The 19800-nt window shown below is 72.4% G+C and carries 20 protein-coding genes; 16 read left to right on the top strand and 4 right to left on the bottom strand.

Annotation, left to right across the window (positions count from 1 at the left end):
• On the bottom strand, positions 1-909 hold the full coding sequence (locus ICC28_RS07915) for an NAD(P)-dependent oxidoreductase (protein WP_188287717.1): 909 nt from the start codon (positions 907-909) through the stop codon (positions 1-3).
• 83 nt (positions 910-992) lie between these two features.
• Here ICC28_RS07915 and ICC28_RS07910 point away from each other — a divergent pair, with 83 nt between their 5' ends.
• The 10 genes from ICC28_RS07910 to ICC28_RS07865 all read left to right on the top strand — a co-directional run bounded on the left by ICC28_RS07910 (position 993) and on the right by ICC28_RS07865 (position 10005).
• Complete coding sequence (locus ICC28_RS07910) at positions 993-1364, top strand: winged helix-turn-helix transcriptional regulator (RefSeq protein WP_188287716.1); 372 nt, start codon at positions 993-995, stop codon at positions 1362-1364.
• 181 nt (positions 1365-1545) lie between these two features.
• Positions 1546-1851 (top strand): MSMEG_0570 family nitrogen starvation response protein, encoded by a 306-nt coding sequence (locus ICC28_RS07905; protein ID WP_188287715.1) that lies wholly within the window; start codon positions 1546-1548, stop codon positions 1849-1851.
• A gap of 74 nt (positions 1852-1925) precedes the next feature.
• Positions 1926-3203: an MSMEG_0569 family flavin-dependent oxidoreductase gene (locus ICC28_RS07900; RefSeq protein ID WP_282703649.1), complete on the top strand. Its 1278-nt coding sequence runs from the start codon at positions 1926-1928 to the stop codon at positions 3201-3203.
• 11 nt (positions 3204-3214) lie between these two features.
• On the top strand, positions 3215-4072 hold the full coding sequence (locus ICC28_RS07895) for an amidohydrolase family protein (protein WP_223188535.1): 858 nt from the start codon (positions 3215-3217) through the stop codon (positions 4070-4072).
• Positions 4073-4129: 57 nt separating this feature from the next.
• Positions 4130-4660, top strand: a complete 531-nt coding sequence (locus ICC28_RS07890; RefSeq protein ID WP_188287714.1) for an MSMEG_0572/Sll0783 family nitrogen starvation response protein — start codon at positions 4130-4132, stop codon at positions 4658-4660.
• 9 nt (positions 4661-4669) lie between these two features.
• Entirely contained in the window at positions 4670-5761 is a 1092-nt protein-coding gene (locus tag ICC28_RS07885) for an MSMEG_0568 family radical SAM protein (RefSeq protein ID WP_317453977.1), read from the top strand.
• Positions 5758-7197 (top strand): MSMEG_0567/sll0787 family protein, encoded by a 1440-nt coding sequence (locus ICC28_RS07880; protein WP_317453976.1) that lies wholly within the window; start codon positions 5758-5760, stop codon positions 7195-7197. The genes ICC28_RS07885 and ICC28_RS07880 overlap by 4 nt, the downstream gene beginning before the upstream one ends.
• Positions 7194-8045 (top strand): carbon-nitrogen hydrolase family protein, encoded by an 852-nt coding sequence (locus ICC28_RS07875; protein WP_188287713.1) that lies wholly within the window; start codon positions 7194-7196, stop codon positions 8043-8045. The genes ICC28_RS07880 and ICC28_RS07875 overlap by 4 nt, the downstream gene beginning before the upstream one ends.
• Positions 8042-8878, top strand: coding sequence for a carbon-nitrogen hydrolase family protein (locus ICC28_RS07870; protein WP_188287712.1), 837 nt, complete (start codon positions 8042-8044; stop codon positions 8876-8878). Before ICC28_RS07875 ends, ICC28_RS07870 begins: the two co-directional genes overlap by 4 nt.
• A complete protein-coding gene (locus tag ICC28_RS07865; RefSeq protein WP_188287711.1) occupies positions 8875-10005 on the top strand; it encodes an MSMEG_0565 family glycosyltransferase in 1131 nt (376 codons plus the stop codon). Before ICC28_RS07870 ends, ICC28_RS07865 begins: the two co-directional genes overlap by 4 nt.
• Before the next feature lie 146 nt (positions 10006-10151).
• Here the strand turns inward: ICC28_RS07865 and ICC28_RS07860 are convergent, their stop codons facing one another.
• Positions 10152-11288: a PQQ-dependent sugar dehydrogenase gene (locus ICC28_RS07860; protein WP_188287710.1), complete on the bottom strand. Its 1137-nt coding sequence runs from the start codon at positions 11286-11288 to the stop codon at positions 10152-10154.
• A gap of 324 nt (positions 11289-11612) precedes the next feature.
• On the opposite strand from ICC28_RS07860, the gene ICC28_RS07855 reads away from it, so the two are divergent.
• Positions 11613-12821, top strand: coding sequence for a serine hydrolase domain-containing protein (locus ICC28_RS07855; protein WP_188287709.1), 1209 nt, complete (start codon positions 11613-11615; stop codon positions 12819-12821).
• Positions 12818-14485 carry an alpha/beta hydrolase gene (locus tag ICC28_RS07850; protein WP_188287708.1) on the top strand — a complete coding sequence of 556 codons (1668 nt, stop codon included), beginning with the start codon at positions 12818-12820 and terminating at the stop codon, positions 14483-14485. The genes ICC28_RS07855 and ICC28_RS07850 overlap by 4 nt, the downstream gene beginning before the upstream one ends.
• A gap of 11 nt (positions 14486-14496) precedes the next feature.
• Here ICC28_RS07850 and ICC28_RS07845 read toward each other — a convergent pair whose 3' ends face one another.
• On the bottom strand, positions 14497-14865 hold the full coding sequence (locus ICC28_RS07845) for an ArsR/SmtB family transcription factor (protein WP_188287707.1): 369 nt from the start codon (positions 14863-14865) through the stop codon (positions 14497-14499).
• An 85-nt stretch (positions 14866-14950) separates the two neighbouring features.
• Here ICC28_RS07845 and ICC28_RS07840 point away from each other — a divergent pair, with 85 nt between their 5' ends.
• The 4 genes from ICC28_RS07840 (at position 14951) to ICC28_RS07825 (ending at position 17985) form a co-directional block, all read left to right on the top strand.
• Entirely contained in the window at positions 14951-15292 is a 342-nt protein-coding gene (locus ICC28_RS07840; protein WP_188287706.1) for an ArsR/SmtB family transcription factor, read from the top strand.
• Positions 15293-15399: 107 nt separating this feature from the next.
• Positions 15400-16761: an NAD(P)-binding domain-containing protein gene (locus ICC28_RS07835; RefSeq protein ID WP_188287705.1), complete on the top strand. Its 1362-nt coding sequence runs from the start codon at positions 15400-15402 to the stop codon at positions 16759-16761.
• 27 nt (positions 16762-16788) lie between these two features.
• A complete protein-coding gene (locus ICC28_RS07830) occupies positions 16789-17271 on the top strand; it encodes an ArsI/CadI family heavy metal resistance metalloenzyme (protein ID WP_188287704.1) in 483 nt (160 codons plus the stop codon).
• A gap of 198 nt (positions 17272-17469) precedes the next feature.
• On the top strand, positions 17470-17985 hold the full coding sequence (locus ICC28_RS07825; protein WP_188287703.1) for a DUF4396 domain-containing protein: 516 nt from the start codon (positions 17470-17472) through the stop codon (positions 17983-17985).
• 22 nt (positions 17986-18007) lie between these two features.
• On the opposite strand, the gene ICC28_RS07820 is transcribed toward ICC28_RS07825, so the two are convergent.
• On the bottom strand, positions 18008-19792 hold the full coding sequence (locus tag ICC28_RS07820; RefSeq protein ID WP_188288039.1) for a copper resistance CopC/CopD family protein: 1785 nt from the start codon (positions 19790-19792) through the stop codon (positions 18008-18010).
• Positions 19793-19800: the final 8 nt, after the last annotated feature.

Raw genomic sequence — 19800 nt, 5'->3', positions numbered from 1 at the left:
TCAGTCCGGGTCCCGGATGCTGTCGATGATGCGGGTCCAGTTGTCGCTGCCGTGGCCGTTCTCGATCGCGCGCCGGTAGTGGGCCTGCACGGCCAGGGGGAGAGCGAGGTCGAGGCCGAGTGATCTGCTGGTCTCGACGATGTGATCGGACGTCGCACCCATCATGGTGACCGTGCTGAGGTCGCCGGGATGCTCACCGGCGTCCAGCGCGGCGCCGGGAGCCTCTTCGCCGGCGCTCAGGATGGCGCTGATCGAGTCGGCGGAGGAGAGCAGCTCCGGCAGTGCTTCCTTGGCCGTCATGCCGGTGGCGCCCAGCATCGCGGTGGCGTGCATCAGTGCGGACAGGGTGGTGAGGAACACCGCGAGCTGGGCCTGGTACATCATCTGGGCGAGGCCCGGATCCGCGCCCAGATACTTCGGTGTGCCGAGTGGGGCCAACGCGGCCCGGTGGTTCTCCATCACTTCGTCGGGGCCGCTGTAGTAGACGTATGCCTCTTCGGTACCGACCATCGGCGCCGGGACCATGACACCGCCGGTGAGGAAGGCGGCGCCGTGGCCCGCCGCCCAGGCTGCTGCCTTGCGTGTGCGGTCGGGCGTGTCCGAGCTGAGGTTGACCAGCGTCCGGCCGGCGAGTGATGCGGTCGCGCTGTCGAGGATGTCGTACATCGCCTGGTAGTCGGTGAGGCTGAGGATCACGAGGTCGCTGGCCTCGACCGCCTCGCCGGGTGTCGCCGCCCGCGTCGCTCCGGCGGCGACGAGGCCATCTGCTCGGCCGGCGGTGCGGTTCCAGACGGTGACCGGGTGGCCGGCGGTGAGGAGGGTGCGAGTCATCGCCTGGCCCATCGGGCCGAGCCCGATCACGGTGACGGAGCTGTCTCGCCTGGTGGTGGGGTGCTGTGTTTCGTTCACCCCTCCATGCTCGGAGAGTGCCGCTACTCTCGGAAGTACCCACTAATTTCTGCGGTACTTACCTTTTAGTAAGGGGGTCGACGATGGCCAAAGCGCCGAGGTGCGGGCCTTATATCTGCGGCATCGACGCTGCGCTCGACGTGGTGAGCGGCAAGTGGAAGGGGCTGATCCTCTGGGAACTCGACGCCCATCGGGTGCGCCGCTTCGCCGAACTCCGTCGCGCTCTGCCGGGAGTGAGCGAGAAGATGCTGACCCAGCACCTGCGTGAGATGGAGGAGGACGGACTCGTGCACCGGGAGGTCTACGCCCAGGTGCCGCCGCGGGTGGAGTACTCCCTGACCGAGCACGGACGCACGCTCAATCAGGCGCTCGGGCCGCTCGGCGCCTGGGGGAGTGAACGGATGCGCCGCGAAGGCTTCGACGTGGTCGAGGTGGCCGAGCCCTCGCGCGGCTGACCGGGCTCGACTCGTTCGGGGATCTCACCCCTGGGCGCGGCATGCGCGCCCCGTCGGCGTGAGGTGCTGGTAACTCCCCTTTATTCCGGATGACTTCGTTCGGAAATCGCTGAGGGCTGGAGTTGTTCTCCACGGACAGCGGCGAGGTGTCAAGACCTCGACGCCCGGCATGGAGGATGTCATGCCCGAGATGTATTTTCACGTGCGCTGGCCCGATGGCGTGACACAGCGCTGCTATTCCCCCTCCACGGTGGTCGAGGACTATTTCGTCCCCGGTGGCCAGTACGCGCTCGCGGATTTCGTCGAGCGCAGCCGTACGGCACTCGGTACCGCCGGGGAGCGCGTGAAGGAGAAGTTCGGCTTCTTCTGTACCGGTGCCGCCGACCAACTCGCGCAGATCGAGCGGACCGCCGCCGCGTACGCCGCCGTCAGCGATGCCAAGGTCACGGTCGAATCCCTGACCGGCGCCGACGGGAGCACACGGTGAGCTCGGCTCCGGCGATACGGCCGGCCGGTGGCCTCCCTCGCAGCCTGACGGGCAGGGGAGGTGCCCCGATCCCGGTGGTCGTGATCGGCGGCGGTCAGGCGGGGCTCTCGATGAGTTACTGCCTCGGTCGGCGTGGTGTCGAGCACGTCGTCGTCGAGGCGAACCGGGTCGGCCACGAGTGGCGTGAGCGGCGCTGGGACTCCTTCTGCCTGGTGACCCCCAACTGGCAGTGCAGGCTGCCCGGTTACCCGTACCAGGGCGACGATCCGGACGGGTTCATGGTCCGTGACGAGATCGTCCGGTACCTGGAGGACTACGTCTCCTTCTTCCGGCCGCCACTGGTGGAGGGCGTGACGGTCACCCGGCTGCGGCGCTCGCCGAGCGGGGTCTTCGAACTCTCCACCACCGCCGGGGACTTCACCGCCGAGCAGGTGGTGGTCGCCACCGGCCCCTACCACACGCCGTCCGTCCCGCCGATGGCCCAGCGACTGCCCGACAACATCACCCAGGTCCACTCCTCCCGCTACCGCAGCCCCGGCCAACTCCCCGAGGGCGCCGTCCTCGTGGTCGGCACCGGCCAGTCCGGCTGCCAGATCGCCGAGGACCTCCACCTCGCCGGGCGCCGGGTGCACCTGGCCGTCGGCAGCGCCCCTCGGGTGGCCCGCTTCTACCGCGGCCGCGACTGCGTGGCCTGGCTCGACGACATGGGCCACTACGACAAGTCCATCGACGAGTTCGACGACGCCGGCGCCGTGCGCATGCGGGTCAACCACTACGTCACCGGCCGCGACGGCGGCCGCGACATCGACCTGCGCGCCTTCGCCCGCGACGGCATGCGGCTGTACGGGCGGCTCACCGGAATCTCCGGTACGGGCCTGGAGTTCGCCGACGACCTGAAGGTGAACCTGGACCACGCCGACGCCGTCGCCGAGGGCATCAAGGACGCCATCGACGCCCACATCGCCGCGCACGGCATCGACGCCCCGGCCGAGCCCCGGTACGTCCCCGTGTGGGAGCCGAACGAGCAGCCCCGCGAACTGGACCTGGCGGCCGCCGGTATCACCTCGGTGGTCTGGTCGACCGGCTTCCGGCGCGACCACCGGTGGATCGAGGCACCCGTCTTCGACGGCCGCGGCTACCCGATGCACTGGCGCGGCGCCACCAGCACACCCGGCCTGCACTTCCTGGGTCTGCCCTGGCAGTACTCGTGGGGCTCGGGCCGCTTCGAGGCGGTGGGCCGGGACGCCGAGTTCCTCGCCGACCACATCGACGCCTCGCGCCGCCTGGCCGACGTGTGCGGCACGCTCACCGGCGCCCCCAGCGAACTCGCCTCCGCCCTCCCGATCGGCTGAGGAACCACACCATGCGGCTGAGGAACCACACCATGCCGTTGAGGAACCACACCATGGTCCACGACGCACACCGCCACATCGGCGTCCTGCCCGCCTACCCCTTCTACGGCGGCCCGCCCGTCAACCCCGACACCACCGCCCGCGCCACCGTCAAGCAGCTCATCGCCGACCTGGACGCGGAGGGCACCGAACGGGCCCTGGTCATCCCCAACTACGGCGTCCCGGACCCGGCGATCGCCTTCTCCTTCAACGAGCTGGCACTGGAGGCCGCGCAGAGCGACGACCGGATCCGCGCCGGACTGTGGGTCTCCCCGCGCCCGGAGGACGCCCAACGCACGGAAGAAGCCCTCCGGTTGGCGGGCGAACCCGGGGTCAAGGCCCTCAAGCTGAGCTTCCTGCTGGGCGGCCGCCCCACGGACCCCGCCTGCCGCCCCCAACTGGACCGCATCTTCGCCGAGGCCGCCCGGCACGGCCTCGTCGTCCATGTGCACACCTCCCCCGGCGCCGCCTCCGACATCGACGAGGTCGGCCATCTCGTCGACTGGTACGCCGACCGCGTGCCCGTCCATCTCGTGCACTTCGGCGGCGGGATGAGCGGCCACATCAAGCTCGTCGGCTCCCGCTTCTTCGACTGGATCGGCGCCGGCAAGCGCGTCTACACCGATCTCTCCTGGGCCATCGGCTTCACTCCCCGCTGGCTGGCCCAGGAGATCGAGCGCCGCGGCATCGGCCACGACCGGGTGCTCTTCGCCAGCGACCAGCCGTGGGGCGACTTCACCGGCGAGTACGCCCGCCTCGCCGAAGCCACCGGCGGCGGCCAACTCGGCGACCTGGTCTTCCGGGACACGTTCGCCGCGCTCTACGACTGACCGCTCTACGACTGACCGACCCCGACCCCCAACTCCCGTACGCACAAGGAGACAGCCATGTCCGAATCCGTCGTCACCGCCGAACTCTCCGACGTCGAGCAGAAGTCCCTCGACGAGATCCCGCACCCCTCGCTCCCCGAGGGCACCAGCATCTACGGCTCCACCAAGGTCTTCCCCGACTACCGGGCCGAGGACGGCGAGACCTACTTCACCCTCGTCCACGGCATCGCCCACGAGTCCTCGGTCTCCTTCGTCGCCGTCCTCCAGGCCACCCGCGCCCTGCGCAAGGGCTTCGAGACCGCGATCTACTTCTACGGCCCCGGCTCCCTCAACTGCCTCGCCACCCGCGGTTTCCCGACCGTCGGCAACTCCGCCTTCCCCGGCGAGCACAACATCAACAACCAGCTCAAGACGTTCATCGCCGAGGGCGGCAAGGTCTACTGCTGCCGCTTCGGCCTGTCCCTGCACGGCGCCCGCGAGGAGGACCTCATCGAGGGCGTCATCCCCACCCACCCCCTGGACGTCCAGGACGCGCTGATCCACTACGCGCGCAAGGGCGCCATCATCAACTCCACCTACCAGCTGTAGGAGTACGACGTGAGCGTTGGCACCGGTGACAGCGGTACGGCGGTGGACGTGCGGATCATGACCCGCGCCGAACTCGCCCTGCGCGGCGTCGCGTCGGACGCGCCCGTGCGGCGGCCGGACGGCGCGGGGCCCAGCGACGACGGACACGTCCTCGTCGACGGTGCCAACGCCGCGCTCCCCCGCAACCCCCGCAGTCCCTACTCCGTGCGGGACGGCAAGGTGTGGCTCGGCGACGAGGACACCGGCCTCACCTACACCCCCGTACGCCGCCCGAAGTTCTACGACCTGACCACCGCCGACGGCATCCGCTACGAGCAGATCGCCCGCCTGCACGGCTCCGACGTCCTGGCCACCACCGTCGTACAGACCTGCATCCGCTACGGCGAGTCCGACCGCTGCCGCTTCTGCACCATCGAGGAGTCCCTGCGCTCGGGCGCCACCGTGGCCGCGAAGACCCCGGCGCAGCTCGCCGAGGTCGCCGAGGCCGCCGTACGGCTCGACGGTGTGCGGCAGATGGTGATGACCACCGGCACCACCACCGGACCCGACCGCGGCGCCCGCAACCTGGTGCGGTCGGTGCGGGCGGTGCTGTCGGCCGTGCCCCGGTTGCCGATCCAGGTGCAGTGCGAACCGCCCGGCGACCTGGCCTGGATCCGCGCCCTGCACGACGCCGGGGCCACCGCCATCGGCATCCACGTCGAGTCCCTCGACGACGAGGTGCGCCGGCGCTGGATGCCCGGCAAGTCGACGGTCCCGCTGGCCGAGTACGAGGCCGCGTGGGACGAGGCGGTGCGCGTCTTCGGACCCAACCGGGTCTCCACCTACCTCCTGGTCGGTCTCGGTGAGGATCCGGACGAACTCATCGCGGGCGCGGGCAGGTTGATCGACCGGGGGGTGTACCCGTTCGTCGTCCCGTTCCGGCCGATGGGCGGCACCCTCGCCGCCCGCGACGGCGTCGGGGCACCCCGCGCGGAACTCCTGACGTACGTCACGGAGGGCGTCGCGGCGAAGCTGCGCGCCGCCGGGATGAGCGGCGCCGACCAGAAGGCCGGCTGCGCGGCCTGCGGGGCGTGCAGTGTGCTCCGGGCGGCGGGCGGGTGAGCGCCGTGCACCTCGACGGTTCCGTGGCCGGGCCGGCCGTGGACGGTCCGCAGGACATCCTGGCCCTGCTGGGCGACCGCAGCACGCTCGCCCGCCGGCCCGCCTTCCGCATCGAGGAGGCGGACGGCACGGCGGACGTGGCCGCCTACCGGGAGCTGCGCCGTGCCGCGTTCGTCCAGGAGCAGGGGCTCTTCGCCCAGCACGACCTGGACGACCGGGACACCGACTCCCGGACCGTCGTCCTGGTCGCGAAGGATCCGGAGGGCACCGTGGTCGGCGGGGTGCGCCTCGGCCCCGTCGACGACGGCCCCGACCTCGGCTGGTGGCAGGGCGGGCGCCTGGTCGTCGCCCGCCGGGCCCGCGGCCCGCACGGCATCGGCGCGGCACTCGTCCGGGCCGCCTGCGCCCGCGCCGAGGCGGAGGGGGCCCTGCGCTTCGACGCGACCGTCCAGGCGCGCAACGAGGTGCTGTTCCGGCGCCTCGGCTGGCAGCGGGTGCGGGACACGACGGTCGCGGGCGTGCCGCACGTCCTGATGCGCTGGCCGATCGGCCGGATCGCCGCCCTCGCGGCGGCCACGAAGTCCCCCCTCGGACCGCTCCTGACCGCGCTGGCCCCGCCGCCGGGCTTCGTCGGTGACGACGGCGCCCCCGTCCCCGGCACCGACGTGATCGCCGCGTGCGACGCGATCGTGCCGTCCATGGTCGAACGGGACCCCGAGTGGGCGGGCTGGTGCGCGGTCCTCGTGAACGCGGGCGACCTCGCGGCGATGGGCGCCGCACCGCTCGGGCTGCTGGACGCGGTGGGCGCCCGCGACGCCGCGCACGCCGCCCGCGTCCTGGCCGGACTGACCCGGGCGGCACGGGCATACGGCATCCCGGTGCTCGGCGGGCACACCCAACTCGGCGTCCCGGCCGCCCTGTCGGTGACCGCGCTCGGCCGCACGGACCGGCCGGTGCCCGGTGGCGGCGGCCGCCCCGGGCACGCCGTACGGCTCACCGCCGACCTCGGCGGAAGCTGGCGCCCGGGCTACCGGGGCCGCCAGTGGGACTCGACCAGCCACCGCCGTACGGACGAACTGCGCACGATGACCGGCGCGGTGGCCGCCGCGCGGCCCGCCGCCGCCAAGGACGTGTCGATGGCGGGCATCGCCGGCACCCTCGGCATGCTCGCCGAGGCGAGCGGCTGCCGTGCGGTGCTCGACGTGGCCGCCGTGCCCCGGCCGGCGGACGCGACCGTGGGCGACTGGTTCACCTGTTTCCCGGGCTTCGCGATGCTCACGGCCGACGCACCGGGCGCACCGCCCCTGCCCGCCGGACCCGCCACGGGTGCGGTGTGCGGGGAGCTCACCGAAGGAGAAGGCGTCGGGCTGCGCTGGCCCGACGGAGAGATCACCGAAGCGGTCATGTCCACCGTGACCGGAATGGGGACCGCATGACCACCCTGCGCATGGCCGCCGTCGCCGCCGAGTTCGGCCGCGACCTGGAGGAGGACTTCCAGATCGCCGAACGGCTGATCAAGGAAGCCCGGGAGGAGGGCGTACGCCTGCTGGCGCTGCCCGAGGCGTGCCTGGGCGGGTATCTGCTCAGCCTCGACGACGGCGCCGAGCTCGACGAGGGCCCGCCCGCGCTCGCCCTCGACGGCCCCGAGATCCGCCGACTGGCCTTGCTGGCAGGGGAGATGACGGTGGTCGCCGGATACTGCGAAGCGGCCGGGGAGGCCCGCTACAACAGCGTCGTCTGTGTCACCGGCGACGGCGTCCTCGGCAACCACCGCAAGGTCCACCAGCCGCTGGGCGAGGACGCCAGCTACGCCTCCGGGGACCGCTTCCACGCCTTCGACACGCCGGTCGGCCGGATCGGCATGATGATCTGCTACGACAAGGCGTTCCCGGAGTCCGCCCGCGCGCTCGCGCTCGACGGCGCCGAGATCGGGGTCTGTGTCTCCGCGTGGCCGGGGTCCCGGACGAACGCGGCCGCCAGTCTCGAAGAGGACCGCTGGAAGCGCCGCTTCGACCTGTTCGACCGGGCCCGCGCGCTGGAGAACCAGATCGTGTGGCTGTCGGCCAACCAGGCGGGCACGTTCGGGTCGCTACGCTTCGTCGGCAGCGCCAAGGTCGTCGACCCCGGCGGCGAGATCCTCGCCGGCACCGGCGTCCCGGCCGGCATCGCCGTCGCCGAACTCGACGTCGCACAGGCCCTGGAAACCGCCCGCCGGTCGATGGGGCACCTGCGCGACCGGCGCCCCGAAACCTACGACGTACCCACGGGAGCAGTCAGCGCATGAGCACGATCCGGATCGCGGCCGCGGCCGCCCACTTCGGCCGCGACCTGGAGTTCGACCTGGCCCGCATCGCCAAGCTCATCGACGACGCGCGCGCCTCCGGCGCCGGTCTGCTGGTCCTGCCCGACGCCGCGCTCGGCGGCTACCTCGCCGACCTGCGCCACCCCGACCCCGAGGCCCTGCCGCCGGCCCTGAAGCCGGACGACCCGCTGATCCTCCGGGTCGCCCGCCTGGCCGCCGAGATGGTGGTCTGCCTCGGCTACTGCGAGGACGGCGGCGACGAGCGCTACAACGCCGCGGTCTGCGTCAGCGGCGACGGTGTCCTCGGCCGCCACCGCAAGGTCCACCTGCCGGCCGGCGAGGTCGCCGCCTACGCGCCCGGTGACCGCTTCGACGCCTTCGACACCCCCGTCGGCCGCATCGGCATGCTCATCGACTACGACAAGACCTTCCCGGAGTCGGCCCGCTCACTGGCCCTGGACGGCGCCGAGATCCTCGCCTGCCTCTCCGCCTGGCCCACCTCCATCACCAACCGCGCCCCGCGCATGGCCCAGGACCGCCAGGCCAAGCTGTTCGACCTGTACGACCAGGCGCGCGCCGCCGAGAACCAGGTCGTCCTCGCCTCCTCCAACCAGACCGGCGCCATGGGCGGCATGCGGTTCCTCGGCCAGTCCAAGGTGGTCGGCCCGGGCGGTGACATCCTCGCCCGCACCTGGTCCAAGGCCGGCCTGGCGGTCGCCGAGATCGACGTCGCCGAGGAGATCGACCGCGCCCGCCGCATCCTGCGCCACCTCGACGAGCGCCGGCCCGGCGCCTACCGGGAGGACCGCCCGTGAAGATCGCTCTGCTGAGCTACTCCACCAAGCCGCGCGGCGGCGTCGTCCACACCCTCGCCCTCGCCGAGGCGCTCGCCGCGACCGGGCAGGACGTCACCGTGTGGACGCTGGGCCGCGGCGGCGACGCGGGCTTCTTCCGGCCGGTCGACCCCGCCGTACGGCTGCGGATCGTGCCGTTCCCGGACGGCCCGCCGGAGGAGTCCGTCGGCGAACGGATCCTGCGCTCCATCGCCGTCCTGGGCGAGGCTTTCGAGCCCTTCGCGGCGGCGTACGACGTCGTCCACGCCCAGGACTGCATCAGCGCCAACGCGGTCGGTGGCCGCTGCGTCCGCACGGTCCACCACATCGACCACTTCACCACCCCCGAACTGGCCGCCTGCCACGAGCGGGCCCTCGTCGAGCCGTTCGCGCACATCTGCGTGTCGGCGGCCGTCGCCGCGGAACTGGCCGACGGCTGGGGCATCGAGGCGGCCGTCATCCCCAACGGGGTGGCCTACGACCGTTTCGCCACCACCGATCCGGCCGCCCGCGCCAACTGGCAGTCCCGGCTGGGCCGTTACGTCCTCACCGTCGGCGGCATCGAGCCGCGCAAGGGCTCGCTGGACCTGCTGGAGGCGTACGCCCTGCTGCGCTCCGCACACCCGGACGTACGGCTGGTGGTCGCGGGCGGCGAGACCCTCTTCGACTACCGCGACTACCGGGCCCGCTGGGAGGCGCGCGCGGCCGAACTCGGCGTCGAACCGGTCGTGTTGGGGCAGGTCGCCGAGGACGAGCTGCCGCCCCTGGTGGCCGCGGCCTCCGCGTTCGCCTTCCCCTCCGTCAAGGAAGGCTTCGGACTCGCCGCGATGGAGGCACTGGCCGCGGGAGTTCCGCTGGTCGTACGCGATCTGCCCGTACTGCGCGAGGTGTTCGACGGCGCCGCCCGTTTCGCGACCACCCACCAGGACCTGGCCGCCGCGCTCGGCGCCGCGCTCACCGACGGCACCCCCGCGCGGCGGGCGAGGGGCCGGCGGCTCGCCGCCCGCCACACCTGGGCCGCCGCCGCGGAACGCCACCTGGCGTTCTACGGCTCTCGGCCGACGGGCCCCGAGGATCCCGGACGGGCTCGATCGACCGACCCGGTGTGACGTGCCGTCTGCCTCATCAGGAGAGTCTCGCCCGGCGCGGACGGCACCGCGGCGCCGGGGTTGTCGGCCGGGTGGTGGCCGCCCCGGCCTCCGGTTCGGCGATGCGGACACGGATCACCAGGTGGTCGAGGCGGCCGAAGCTCCCGTCAGGCCGGGTCGATGCGGAAGACACCGCCTGCCAGGTTGAGCACGTACAGCTCGCCGTCGCCGCTCTGCACGAACGAGACGACCCGACCGCCGTCGACTCCGAGGTCGCTCACACCGGTCACCTCGCCGTTGTCCAACCGCAGAGCGCGGACGGTGCCGTCGCAGAAGTCGCTGAACACGTACTGCCCCTTGAGGTCCGGGATGGCCTCGCCCCGGTAGACGTATCCGCCGGTCACCGAGCAGCCGGGCCCGCTGCGGTCGTACTCGTGGACGGGCGGTACGTGGTTCGCGGGCTCCGTGCCGCCCCGGAAGGGATGGTTGCCCTCCATCCGGGACCAGCCGTAGTTCTCGCCGCCCTTGCTTGCCGCCGGGGCCCAGTCGATCTCCTCCCAGGCGCTCTGGCCGACGTCCCCGATCAGCAGGTCGCCCGTGCCCGCGTCGAAGGAGAAGCGCCACGGATTGCGCAGCCCGTACGCCCAGATCTCGTCCTTGGCGTTCGGGTCGTCCACGAACGGGTTGTCCGGCGGGATCGCGTACGGTTCGCCGCCGCTCGGGTCGATCCGCAGGAGCTTGCCGAGCAGCGTGCCGAGGTTCTGCCCGTTGCCGTGCGGGTCACCGGCCGAGCCGCCGTCGCCGAACGCGATGTAGAGGTAGCCGTCGGGGCCGAACGCGATGTCGCCGCCGTTGTGGTTGGCGTAGGGCTGTGTCTGGGTGAGGACGGTGCGCCGGGTGTCCGGCTGGATCTCGCCGTCCCGCACGGCGAACTCGTCCACGGTGCTGGTGCCTTGGCGGTTCGTGAACGAGATGTAGAAGTGCGCGAAGTCCTTGTCGAACGCGATGCCCAGCAGGCCGCGTTCGCCGTCGGTGGTGGTCTCGCCGGAGATGTCGAGGACGGGAGCGCCGAGCCCCGCATCGTCCAAGACCCTTACTTTTCCGGCACGTTCGGCGATCCATACCGTGCCACCGGGGCCGGCGGTGCCCGCGGACGGACTCTGGGCCGCGGCCACGTGGTTCAGGACGACCTCCGCCGCCGGGCGTGGGGCACCGGACTCGTCGGCGGAGGCCGTGGTCAGAGCGAGGGAGGCGACGAGGCAGAGGGCGCCGATGACAGCCGAGCTTCTGGTGCGAACTTTCACCGTGATCCTCCTGGAGGCGGCGAACGGCGCAGGTCACCCGGCTGCCAGGGGGCAGGGATGGCGGGTGTCGTCCACGTCGGCACGCACACCTGGGGGTGGGGGGATGGTGCGCTACTGGCTACGGGTGAGGCTACCGGGACGGAGATAGTTGAAATAGACCACACTCCGCCATCCGTGTGCCGCCGCACCGGCCCGCCCGTACCAGCAGACCGCACAGGCCGTCCAGGGGGACCGCACCCGGCTCTCCGCTCGGGCCGGCCTCAGCTCCGAAGCACATGCCTGCCGGAGTGATCACGGGGCCGCCCGTGCCTACCGTCGTGTGGCATGCCAACCTTCTCACCGACTTCGGGGACCGGCAGGCGCATCGGCCTCGCGGCCCTGGTGGTGGCCACCGTGTTGGCCACCGTCCCGGCGGCGGCCGCGCACGTGCCGGGCTCACGCTCCGGCGGCGACTGCGGCACGCACGAGAGGACCCGCCAGGCGCTGCGCGTCCTCACCGACCGCGACGGCATCACCGGGGCCGCGGTGCTGGTGAGCGATCCCGCCGCGGACGAGCCCTGCCGACGCCTGGCCGAAACCGCCGGAACGGCTGATCTGCGCACCGGACGCCCGATGGACACCGTCGACCGGCTCCGCGTCGGCAGCGTGACCAAGACGTTCACCGCGGCGCTCGTCCTCCAACTCGTCGCCGAGCGGCGCCTCTCGCTGGAAGCCCCCGTCGACCGCTATCTGCCCGGCCTGATCCACGGGCACGGCCACGACGGCCGCCTGATCACCGTGCGACAGCTCCTGCAGCACACCAGTGGACTGCCCGACTATCTCGAAGCCCCCGAATGGGAGCATCCCGAGCGGCTGCGGTACCGCCACTTCGAGCCGCGCGACCTCGTCAGGCGTGCGCTCGAACTGTCGCGCCCGCAGGGCACATGGCACTACGCCACCACCAACTACCTCGTCCTCGGCCTGCTCGTCCGCGAGGTCACCGGCCGTACCCCCGAGGCGGAGATCACCCGCCGCATCATCGAGCCCCTCGGGCTGCACGACACCTACTGGCCCGGCGACGACACCCGCGTCCGAGGCCCTCACTCCCGCAGCTACTTCCGCGACGGCGACGGCCGGCGCGTCGACGGCACCGCCTGGAACATGACCTTCGGCGGGGTCGGCGGCGCCCTGGTCTCCTCGCCCGGCGACCTGACGCGGTTCGCCGCCGCCCTGTTCGACGGCCGCCTGCTGCCCCTGGCCCAACTGGCCGAGATGCGACGGACGGTGGAGGCCGACGCCGACCGGCTGTGGCCGGGCGCCCGCTACGGGCTGGGCCTGATCTCGACACCGCTGTCCTGCGGCGGGACGTGGTGGGGGCACGGCGGCACGGTGCCCGGCGGTCACCGCGCGCTGGTCGCCGTGAGCACCGACGGCCGGAGCGTCGCCGTCGCCCTGAACGAGGTGCCCGCCACGCTCCAGGCCGAACTCGACTTCCTGGACCTCGTCGACACGTCCCTCTGCGAGGGCAGGTCTCCCGAAAGGACTTCCGCATGACCGGCTCGCCGTCCTCCCCCGGTTTCCCCGACTCCCCGCCTTCTCCCGGCACTCCGTCCCGTACGGTGTCGTCCCCCGCCCCCTCGGCCCGTAGCGGGCGCCCGGCCACAGCCGGTCGGCGTCGGCGTCGGCCTCCCCTGTCCATCGCCGCCCTGTGCCTGGCCGGGGCGCTCACCGCCACCGTCGCGCCCACGGCGGCGGCCGAACCGGCCCATGCCGCCGCGGACCCCCTCGCCCGCTACCACCGGCAGCACCTCGACTGGAAGAGCTGCCTGCTCGGACCCGACGACGAGACCGGCAAGGAACTCCAGCAGGCGGACGCCCAGTGCGCCGACGTCACCGTGCCGTTGAACTACGCCGAGCCGGACGGCCGCACGATCACCGTCGCGATCTCGCGGATCCGAGCCACCGACACGGCCCGCCGCGTGGGCGCGCTGCTGCTCAACGGCGGTGGCCCCGGCGGGCAGTCGATCGGCGACCCGCCGTGGGTGCGCACGGCGATGAAGCAGGTCGGTGAGCGCTACGACGTGGTGGGCGTCGACCCCCGTTTCGTCGGCCGCAGCACACCGCTGGACTGCCGCTGGCCGACCGGCTCCTTCGTACGCGGCGCGGGGTCCGACCGTGCGGGGTTCGACCGCATGGTGGCCCTGGCCGAGGAACTCGCCGGTCGCTGCCGGACGCACCAGGGCGATGTCCTGCCGTACGTCACGACCCGGAACACCGCACGCGACATGGACGTCGTCCGCGCCGCGCTCGGCGAGCCCAGGATCTCCTACCTCGGATACTCGTACGGCACCTACCTCGGCCAGGTGTACGCCACGATGTTCCCCCGCCGCACCGACCGGGTCGTGCTGGACGGCCTCGTCGATCCCGGCCGCTACAACCCCCGGCTGCTGCGCGGCACGGAACCGGCCAACCGGCACGCCCTCAAGGGCTGGGCCGCCTGGGCGGCCGCCCGCCACACCGCCTACGGTCTGGGCCGCACCCCCGGCGAGGTGCTGGCGGCCGTGGACGGCGTCCAGGCGGCCGCCGGACGCACGCCCCTGCCGATCGGCGGCCACCGGGTGGACGAGCACGTGGTGCCCGTCGTCGTCTTCAGCGGCCTCTCGCAGGACAACGACGCCGCTTACGCCGATCTCGCGCGGGCCGTGAGGGACATGCGTCGCGCCGTCGGCGGGCGCACGGTCACCCCCTCGCCGTGGCTGGCCGAAACGCTCGGCTTCCTGCTGGACGGCTCCGACTCCGCGTACGGCAGCGTGCAGACGGCGATCCTGTGCGGGGACGTGTCCGCGCCGCGCTCCCCCGAGGTGTACTGGCGCGACGTCCAACGTGCCCGCGCGAAGGACCCGTTGTTCGGTCCCGTCACCAACAACATCAATCCGTGCGCGTTCTGGGACCCGCCGCGCGAACGCCCGACCACGGTCCGCGGCGACCTTCCGGCCCTGCTCGTCAACGCCACCGGCGACCCGCGCAGCATCTACCGGAACGCGCAGACGGTGCGCCGCATGTGGCCCTCCTCCCGCCTGGTCACCCTGCGCGGCGCGGACCAGCACGCCGTGTACGGCGTCTACGGCAGTTCCTGTGCCGACAAGGCGGTCAACACCTACCTGGCCACCGGCCGCCTGCCGGCCAAGGACGTCACCTGCGACCGGCCCTCCGGCTGAGGGGGGCGGGTTCAGCCCAGGGAGCTGAGCATCCGTCCCATCGCCGCGGTCACCGACGGCTCCACGCGGTAGTACACCCACGTGCCGCGCCGCTCGGAGGTGAGCAGGCCGGCCTCCTTGAGCTTCTTCAGATGGTGGGAGACCGTCGGCTGGGACACGCCGACGTCGGAGATGTCGCAGACGCATGCCTCGCCGCCCTCGTGCGAGGCGACCGCGGAGAAGAGCCGCAGCCGCACCGGATCGCCGAGCGCCTTGAACATCCGGGCCGTCCTCTCGGCCTCGTCGGCGGTCAGCGGCCGCTCGGTGAGCGGAGGGCAGCACGGCACCCCGACGTCGGCGGCCTCGGGTTCCAGCAGCGGCAGCACCTTCGTATTTGACATACATCTATGTTGACATACGTCGAACCAACGGACGAGGGTCGAAGGGGTGCCCCTCCGGCCAATCATCGACTATCGTCGATTATCGATGAATGAGTATCTGGAGCGTTCCGAGGCCGAGAAGTACGCGAGCTGGTTCAAGGCGCTGGCGGACGCCACGCGCATTCAGATCATGACGCTGCTGGCGCGCAGCGACGGGCCCATGACCGTGGGCCAGATCGTCGAGGCCGTGGAAGTGGGCCAGTCGACGGTCTCGCACCACCTCAAGGGCTTGGCGGAGGTGGGCTTCGTGCTGGTCGAACGGGAGGGCGCGGCCCGCTGGTACCGGCTCAACGCGGAGTGCGTCGACGCCTTCCCCTCGGCGGCCGATGTCGTCATGGGGCGCCCCGCGCCGACCCGGGACAGGCGATCGGCACAGCGCGGCAGGTAGGCGACGGCTCCACTATTTCGAAAAGCATCTATGTTGACGCACATCGAATCAGGTGCCATGCTGACGGCGCAAGCCATCGACAAACGTCGAATCAAAGGGGAGTAACCGTGAGCGCGCCCACCACCGACCAGCTGCCCGTCGTGGTCATCGGAGCCGGCCCCGTCGGCCTGGCCGCCGCCGCCCGCCTTGTCGAGCGCGGCCTGGAACCACTGGTGCTGGAGGCCGGCCCCACCGCCGCCACGGCCGTACGCGACTGGTCGCACGTCCGCCTGTTCTCCCCCTGGGCCGAGGTCACCGACGCGGCGGCCGAGAAGCTCCTCGCCCCCACCGGCTGGGTCCGCCCCGACGGCGCGACCTACCCGACCGGCGGCGACTGGGCCGAGCGCTACCTCCAGCCGCTCGCCGACGCCCTCGGCGAACGGGTCCGCTACGGCACCACCGTCACCGGCGTCGCCCGCGCAGGACGCGACCGGATCGTCGACGCCGACCGCGAGGAGCAGCCCTTCACCGTGCACATCGAGCTGGCCGACGGGAGTGAGGAGCGGATCAGCGCCCGCGCCGTCGTCGACGCCTCCGGCACCTGGTCCGTCCCGAGCCCGATGGGCGCCGACGGCCTGCCCGCCCTCGGCGAGAGGGCGGCGGCCGACCGCGTCTCCTACCGCGTCCCCGACCTCACAGACGCGTCCGTCCGCGCCCGTTACGCGGGCAAGCGCACCGCCGTCATCGGCTCCGGCGCCTCCGCCTTCACCGCGCTCGCCCACCTCGCCGACCTGGCCGAGGACGAGCCCGGCACGCACGTGGCATGGGTCCTGCGCAGCGGCATCGGCGCGAACACGTACGGCGGCGGCGAGGCCGACCAGCTGCCCGCCCGCGGCGCCCTGGGCCTGGCCGCGAAGGCCGCCGTCGAGAACGGCCACGCCAGCGCGGCCACCGGCTTCCGCACCCGGGCCGTGGAGCGGGACGGCGACCGGCTCGTACTCGTCGCGGAGGACGGCCGCCGTCTGGACCCGGTCGACGAGGTCATCGTCCTGACCGGCCTCCGCCCGGACCTCTCCTTCCTCTCCGAGGTCCGCCTCGACCTCGACGAGCGCCTTCAGGCGCCGACCGCGCTGGCCCCGCTCATCGACCCCAACGTCCACTCCTGCGGCACCGTCTACCCGCACGGTGTCACCGAGCTGTCCCACCCCGAACAGGGCGTCTACCTGGTCGGCATGAAGTCCTACGGCCGTGCGCCCACGTTCCTCGCGCTCACCGGCTACGAGCAGGTCCGTTCCATCGCCGCGGCGCTCGCCGGAGACCGGGAGGCCGCCGAGCGAGTCGAACTGACCCTGCCGGAGACCGGGGTGTGCAGCGGCGGCGGCCTCCTGGAAGAACCCGACGCCACCCAGGGCACCGAGGGCGGCGGCTGCTGCGCATCCCCGGCCACCGTTCAGCTCGGCACCCCGACCACCACCACCGGCGGCTGCTGACCGCCGTACCCCTCAAGGAGGTTCACCATGTCCCGCGTACAACTCGCCCTCCGCGTACCGGATCTGGACGCGTCCATCGCCTTCTACACCAAGCTCTTCGGCACCGAGCCCGCCAAACTCCGCGACGGCTACGCCAACTTCGCCATCACCGAGCCCCCGCTCAAGCTCGTCCTGATCGAAGGCGCGGCGGACGAGGACACCCGCATGGACCACCTCGGCGTCGAGGTGGAGACCACCGAGGCCGTCCATGCCGCCACCGCCCGCCTGGGCGAGGCCGGTCTGGCCACGACGGAGGAGAACGACACCACCTGTTGCTACGCCCTCCAGGACAAGGTCTGGGTGCACGGTCCCGGCCGGGAACCCTGGGAGGTGTACGTCGTCAAGGCCGACGCCGACACCCTCACCAAGCAGCCGGACAGCACCTGCTGCACCGACACGGCCGCCGACGAAGCCACCGACGAAGCCACCGACAAGGCCGGGGCGGCCGTTCCCGCGGGCGGCTGCTGCTGATCCGCCGACGACCAGACTCCGCACCAGCGGGGCCGCGACCGGTACGGGGGACCGGTCACGGCCCCGCGCCGTCGTGTCCGCCCGGTGCGGCTCCGTCCTGGGCGAGATCCATTGCGGAATACCCCCGGGGGGTATAGCGTTCACGACCGTGAGGCCCGGGAACGCGGGCCGCACCCACAGGGGAATGGGGACATGGCCATGGATCACAGCGCTCACCGGGCTCACCACGAACACGCCCACCACAGCAGCGACCACGCCGAACACGGGCACTCCGGGCACGGTGCCTCCTGGTCCATGGCCGCCAAGGCCACGCTGCACTGCCTCACCGGGTGTGCGATCGGCGAGATCCTCGGCATGGTGATCGGTACGGCGCTGATGTGGGGGAACGTACAGACGATGGCGCTGGCGATCACGCTGGCGTTCGTGTTCGGGTACTCGTTCACGCTGTTCGCGGTGCGCCGGGGCGGGCTTGACCTGAAGTCCGCGATCAAGGTGGCGCTCGCCGCCGACACCGTCTCGATCGCCGTGATGGAACTGGTCGACAACACGATCATCGCGCTCACGCCGGGCGCCATGGACGCCCACCTCTCGGACGGGCTGTTCTGGTCGGCGCTGCTGGGTGGCTTCGCGGTGGCGTTCGTGGTCACCACCCCGGTGAACAAGTGGATGATCGGCCGGGGCAAGGGCCACGCGGTCGTCCACGCCTACCACTGACGGCGGACAGCGGATGCGCGTACTAACGCACCTGTACGGACACCGACTCGCTCACCTGGTCCACCTCGGAGACCCGCACCGTCACCTTCATCGTCCAGGTGCCGGGGAGGGGGAGGTTGACGTCGCTGGTCGCCCAGTAGCCGCCGCGGTCGGTCAGGTTCGCGTCCAGGGGGCCGATGTCCTCGGACGGGAGAGTGAAGCTCACGCGCAGTTCGGGGACCGTGGAGAAGCCGCCGTCGGCGCCGTAGACCACGGCCTGTACCGAGTTCTCGCCGATCCGGCCGGGGTCCAGGGTGATCTGGACCTTGCCGGTGCCGCCCGGGGTGCCGACGTCGAACGGGACCGTGGTGACGGAGGTGCCGCTGGTCGGCTGAGGCTGCTGCGCCGCCTCGGCCTCCGCCCGGCCCGGCAGCGTGCCCGTCAGTACGGTCGTGATCACCAGCACCGCCACTCCGACAACGACTTCGGCCAGCACCGAGCGACGCAGAACACGGGCGTCGGGGGGCGGCGGGAGCGGCTGCTCGGGGGCGGGGGACGGACCTTCGGGCGCGGGGGACGGGTCATCGGGCGCGGCGGGCCGCTGAGCGCCTGCCAAGGCCGGGATCCGTGTCTTCTCCCGCGCCGCCGCCGGTCGCAGTCCCGCCGCCCGTGCCGTCCAGCGCCGTGACAGGCCGGCCGCCGCCAACAGCAGGGCCACGGCCGCCAGTTTGAGGACCAGGAGCCTGCCGTACGTCGTGTCCGTGAGGGCGTTCCAGGAGCCGAGGCCTCGCCAGGACTGGTAGACGCCGGTGACGACCAGGACGGTCACCGAGGCGAAGGCCAGTCGGGAGAAGCGGACGACCGTGTGCCCGGGGAGCGGGACCGGCGACCGGAACAGGAGTACGAGCAGGGCCGTCAGGCCGCCCAGCCACACCGTCGTCGCCAGCAGGTGCAGCACCGAGGACGTCATCGCCACCGGCACCTGGATCCCGGCGGAGGCGTGCTCCGCGGCCGCCCAGGTCAGGGCGAGGCCGATGGCCAGGGCGGCGCCGACCAGGTCGCGGTGCGGCCGGTGCTGTCGTACCGGATCCGCGGCGGCCCGGTGCTGTCGTACGAGGTATGCGGCGGCCCCCAGGAGCAGGGCCAGGCGGGCCAGCAGGGCCAGGCCGGGGCGGGTGGCCAGGGTGCGGGTGAGGGACGACGGGTCGAGGGCTGCCGCCGGGCCCTCGCCGGTCTCGTACGGGGCGCGGAGCACCAGCAGGGCGAGCGTGGTCACGAACAGGGTCCACCAGCCCGCCAGGAGCAGGGTGCGCAGGGCGGTGGTGTCCGGTGGGCGGCACAGCGCCACGAAGGCCGCGGTGCCGATGAGGAGGGCCGCCCCGAGGTACGCCAGATAGCGGGCGATCTTGTGCAGGGCGGCGGTCGCCGGGTCCTCGGTGCGCAGGTCGGGGGCGGCCGGGGCCGGGGACGGTTTGCCCACCGAGAAGGTGAAGGCGCCCGAGACGGGGTGGCTGTCCGCCGACACCACGCGCCAGGCCACCGTGTACGTGCCCTGTTCAAGACCGCGGGGCAGGGTGACGCGGGCGGTGGCGTCGCCCTCCGGCGCGTGCCGTGCGTCGTCCACGCTCAGTCGGCGGCCGTCGGGGCGCAGGATGCGGACGGAGTCGTCCAGTAGGCCGACGGACTCGGTGAAGGTCAGAGTGAGCAGGCGGGGGGCCGACTTGAGGACGGTTCCGTCCTCGGGGTCGGTGCCGCGGAGGGCCGCGTGCGCGGACGCCGGCCCCGCGCCGCCGAGGAGGAGCAGCACCAGCACGGCTCCCAGCAGCACCAGCCCTT

Source organism: Streptomyces sp. TRM68416 (assembly GCF_014596915.1).
In the GTDB taxonomy this organism is placed as follows: domain Bacteria; phylum Actinomycetota; class Actinomycetes; order Streptomycetales; family Streptomycetaceae; genus Streptomyces.
This window is presented reverse-complemented; position numbering and strand designations above follow the sequence as displayed.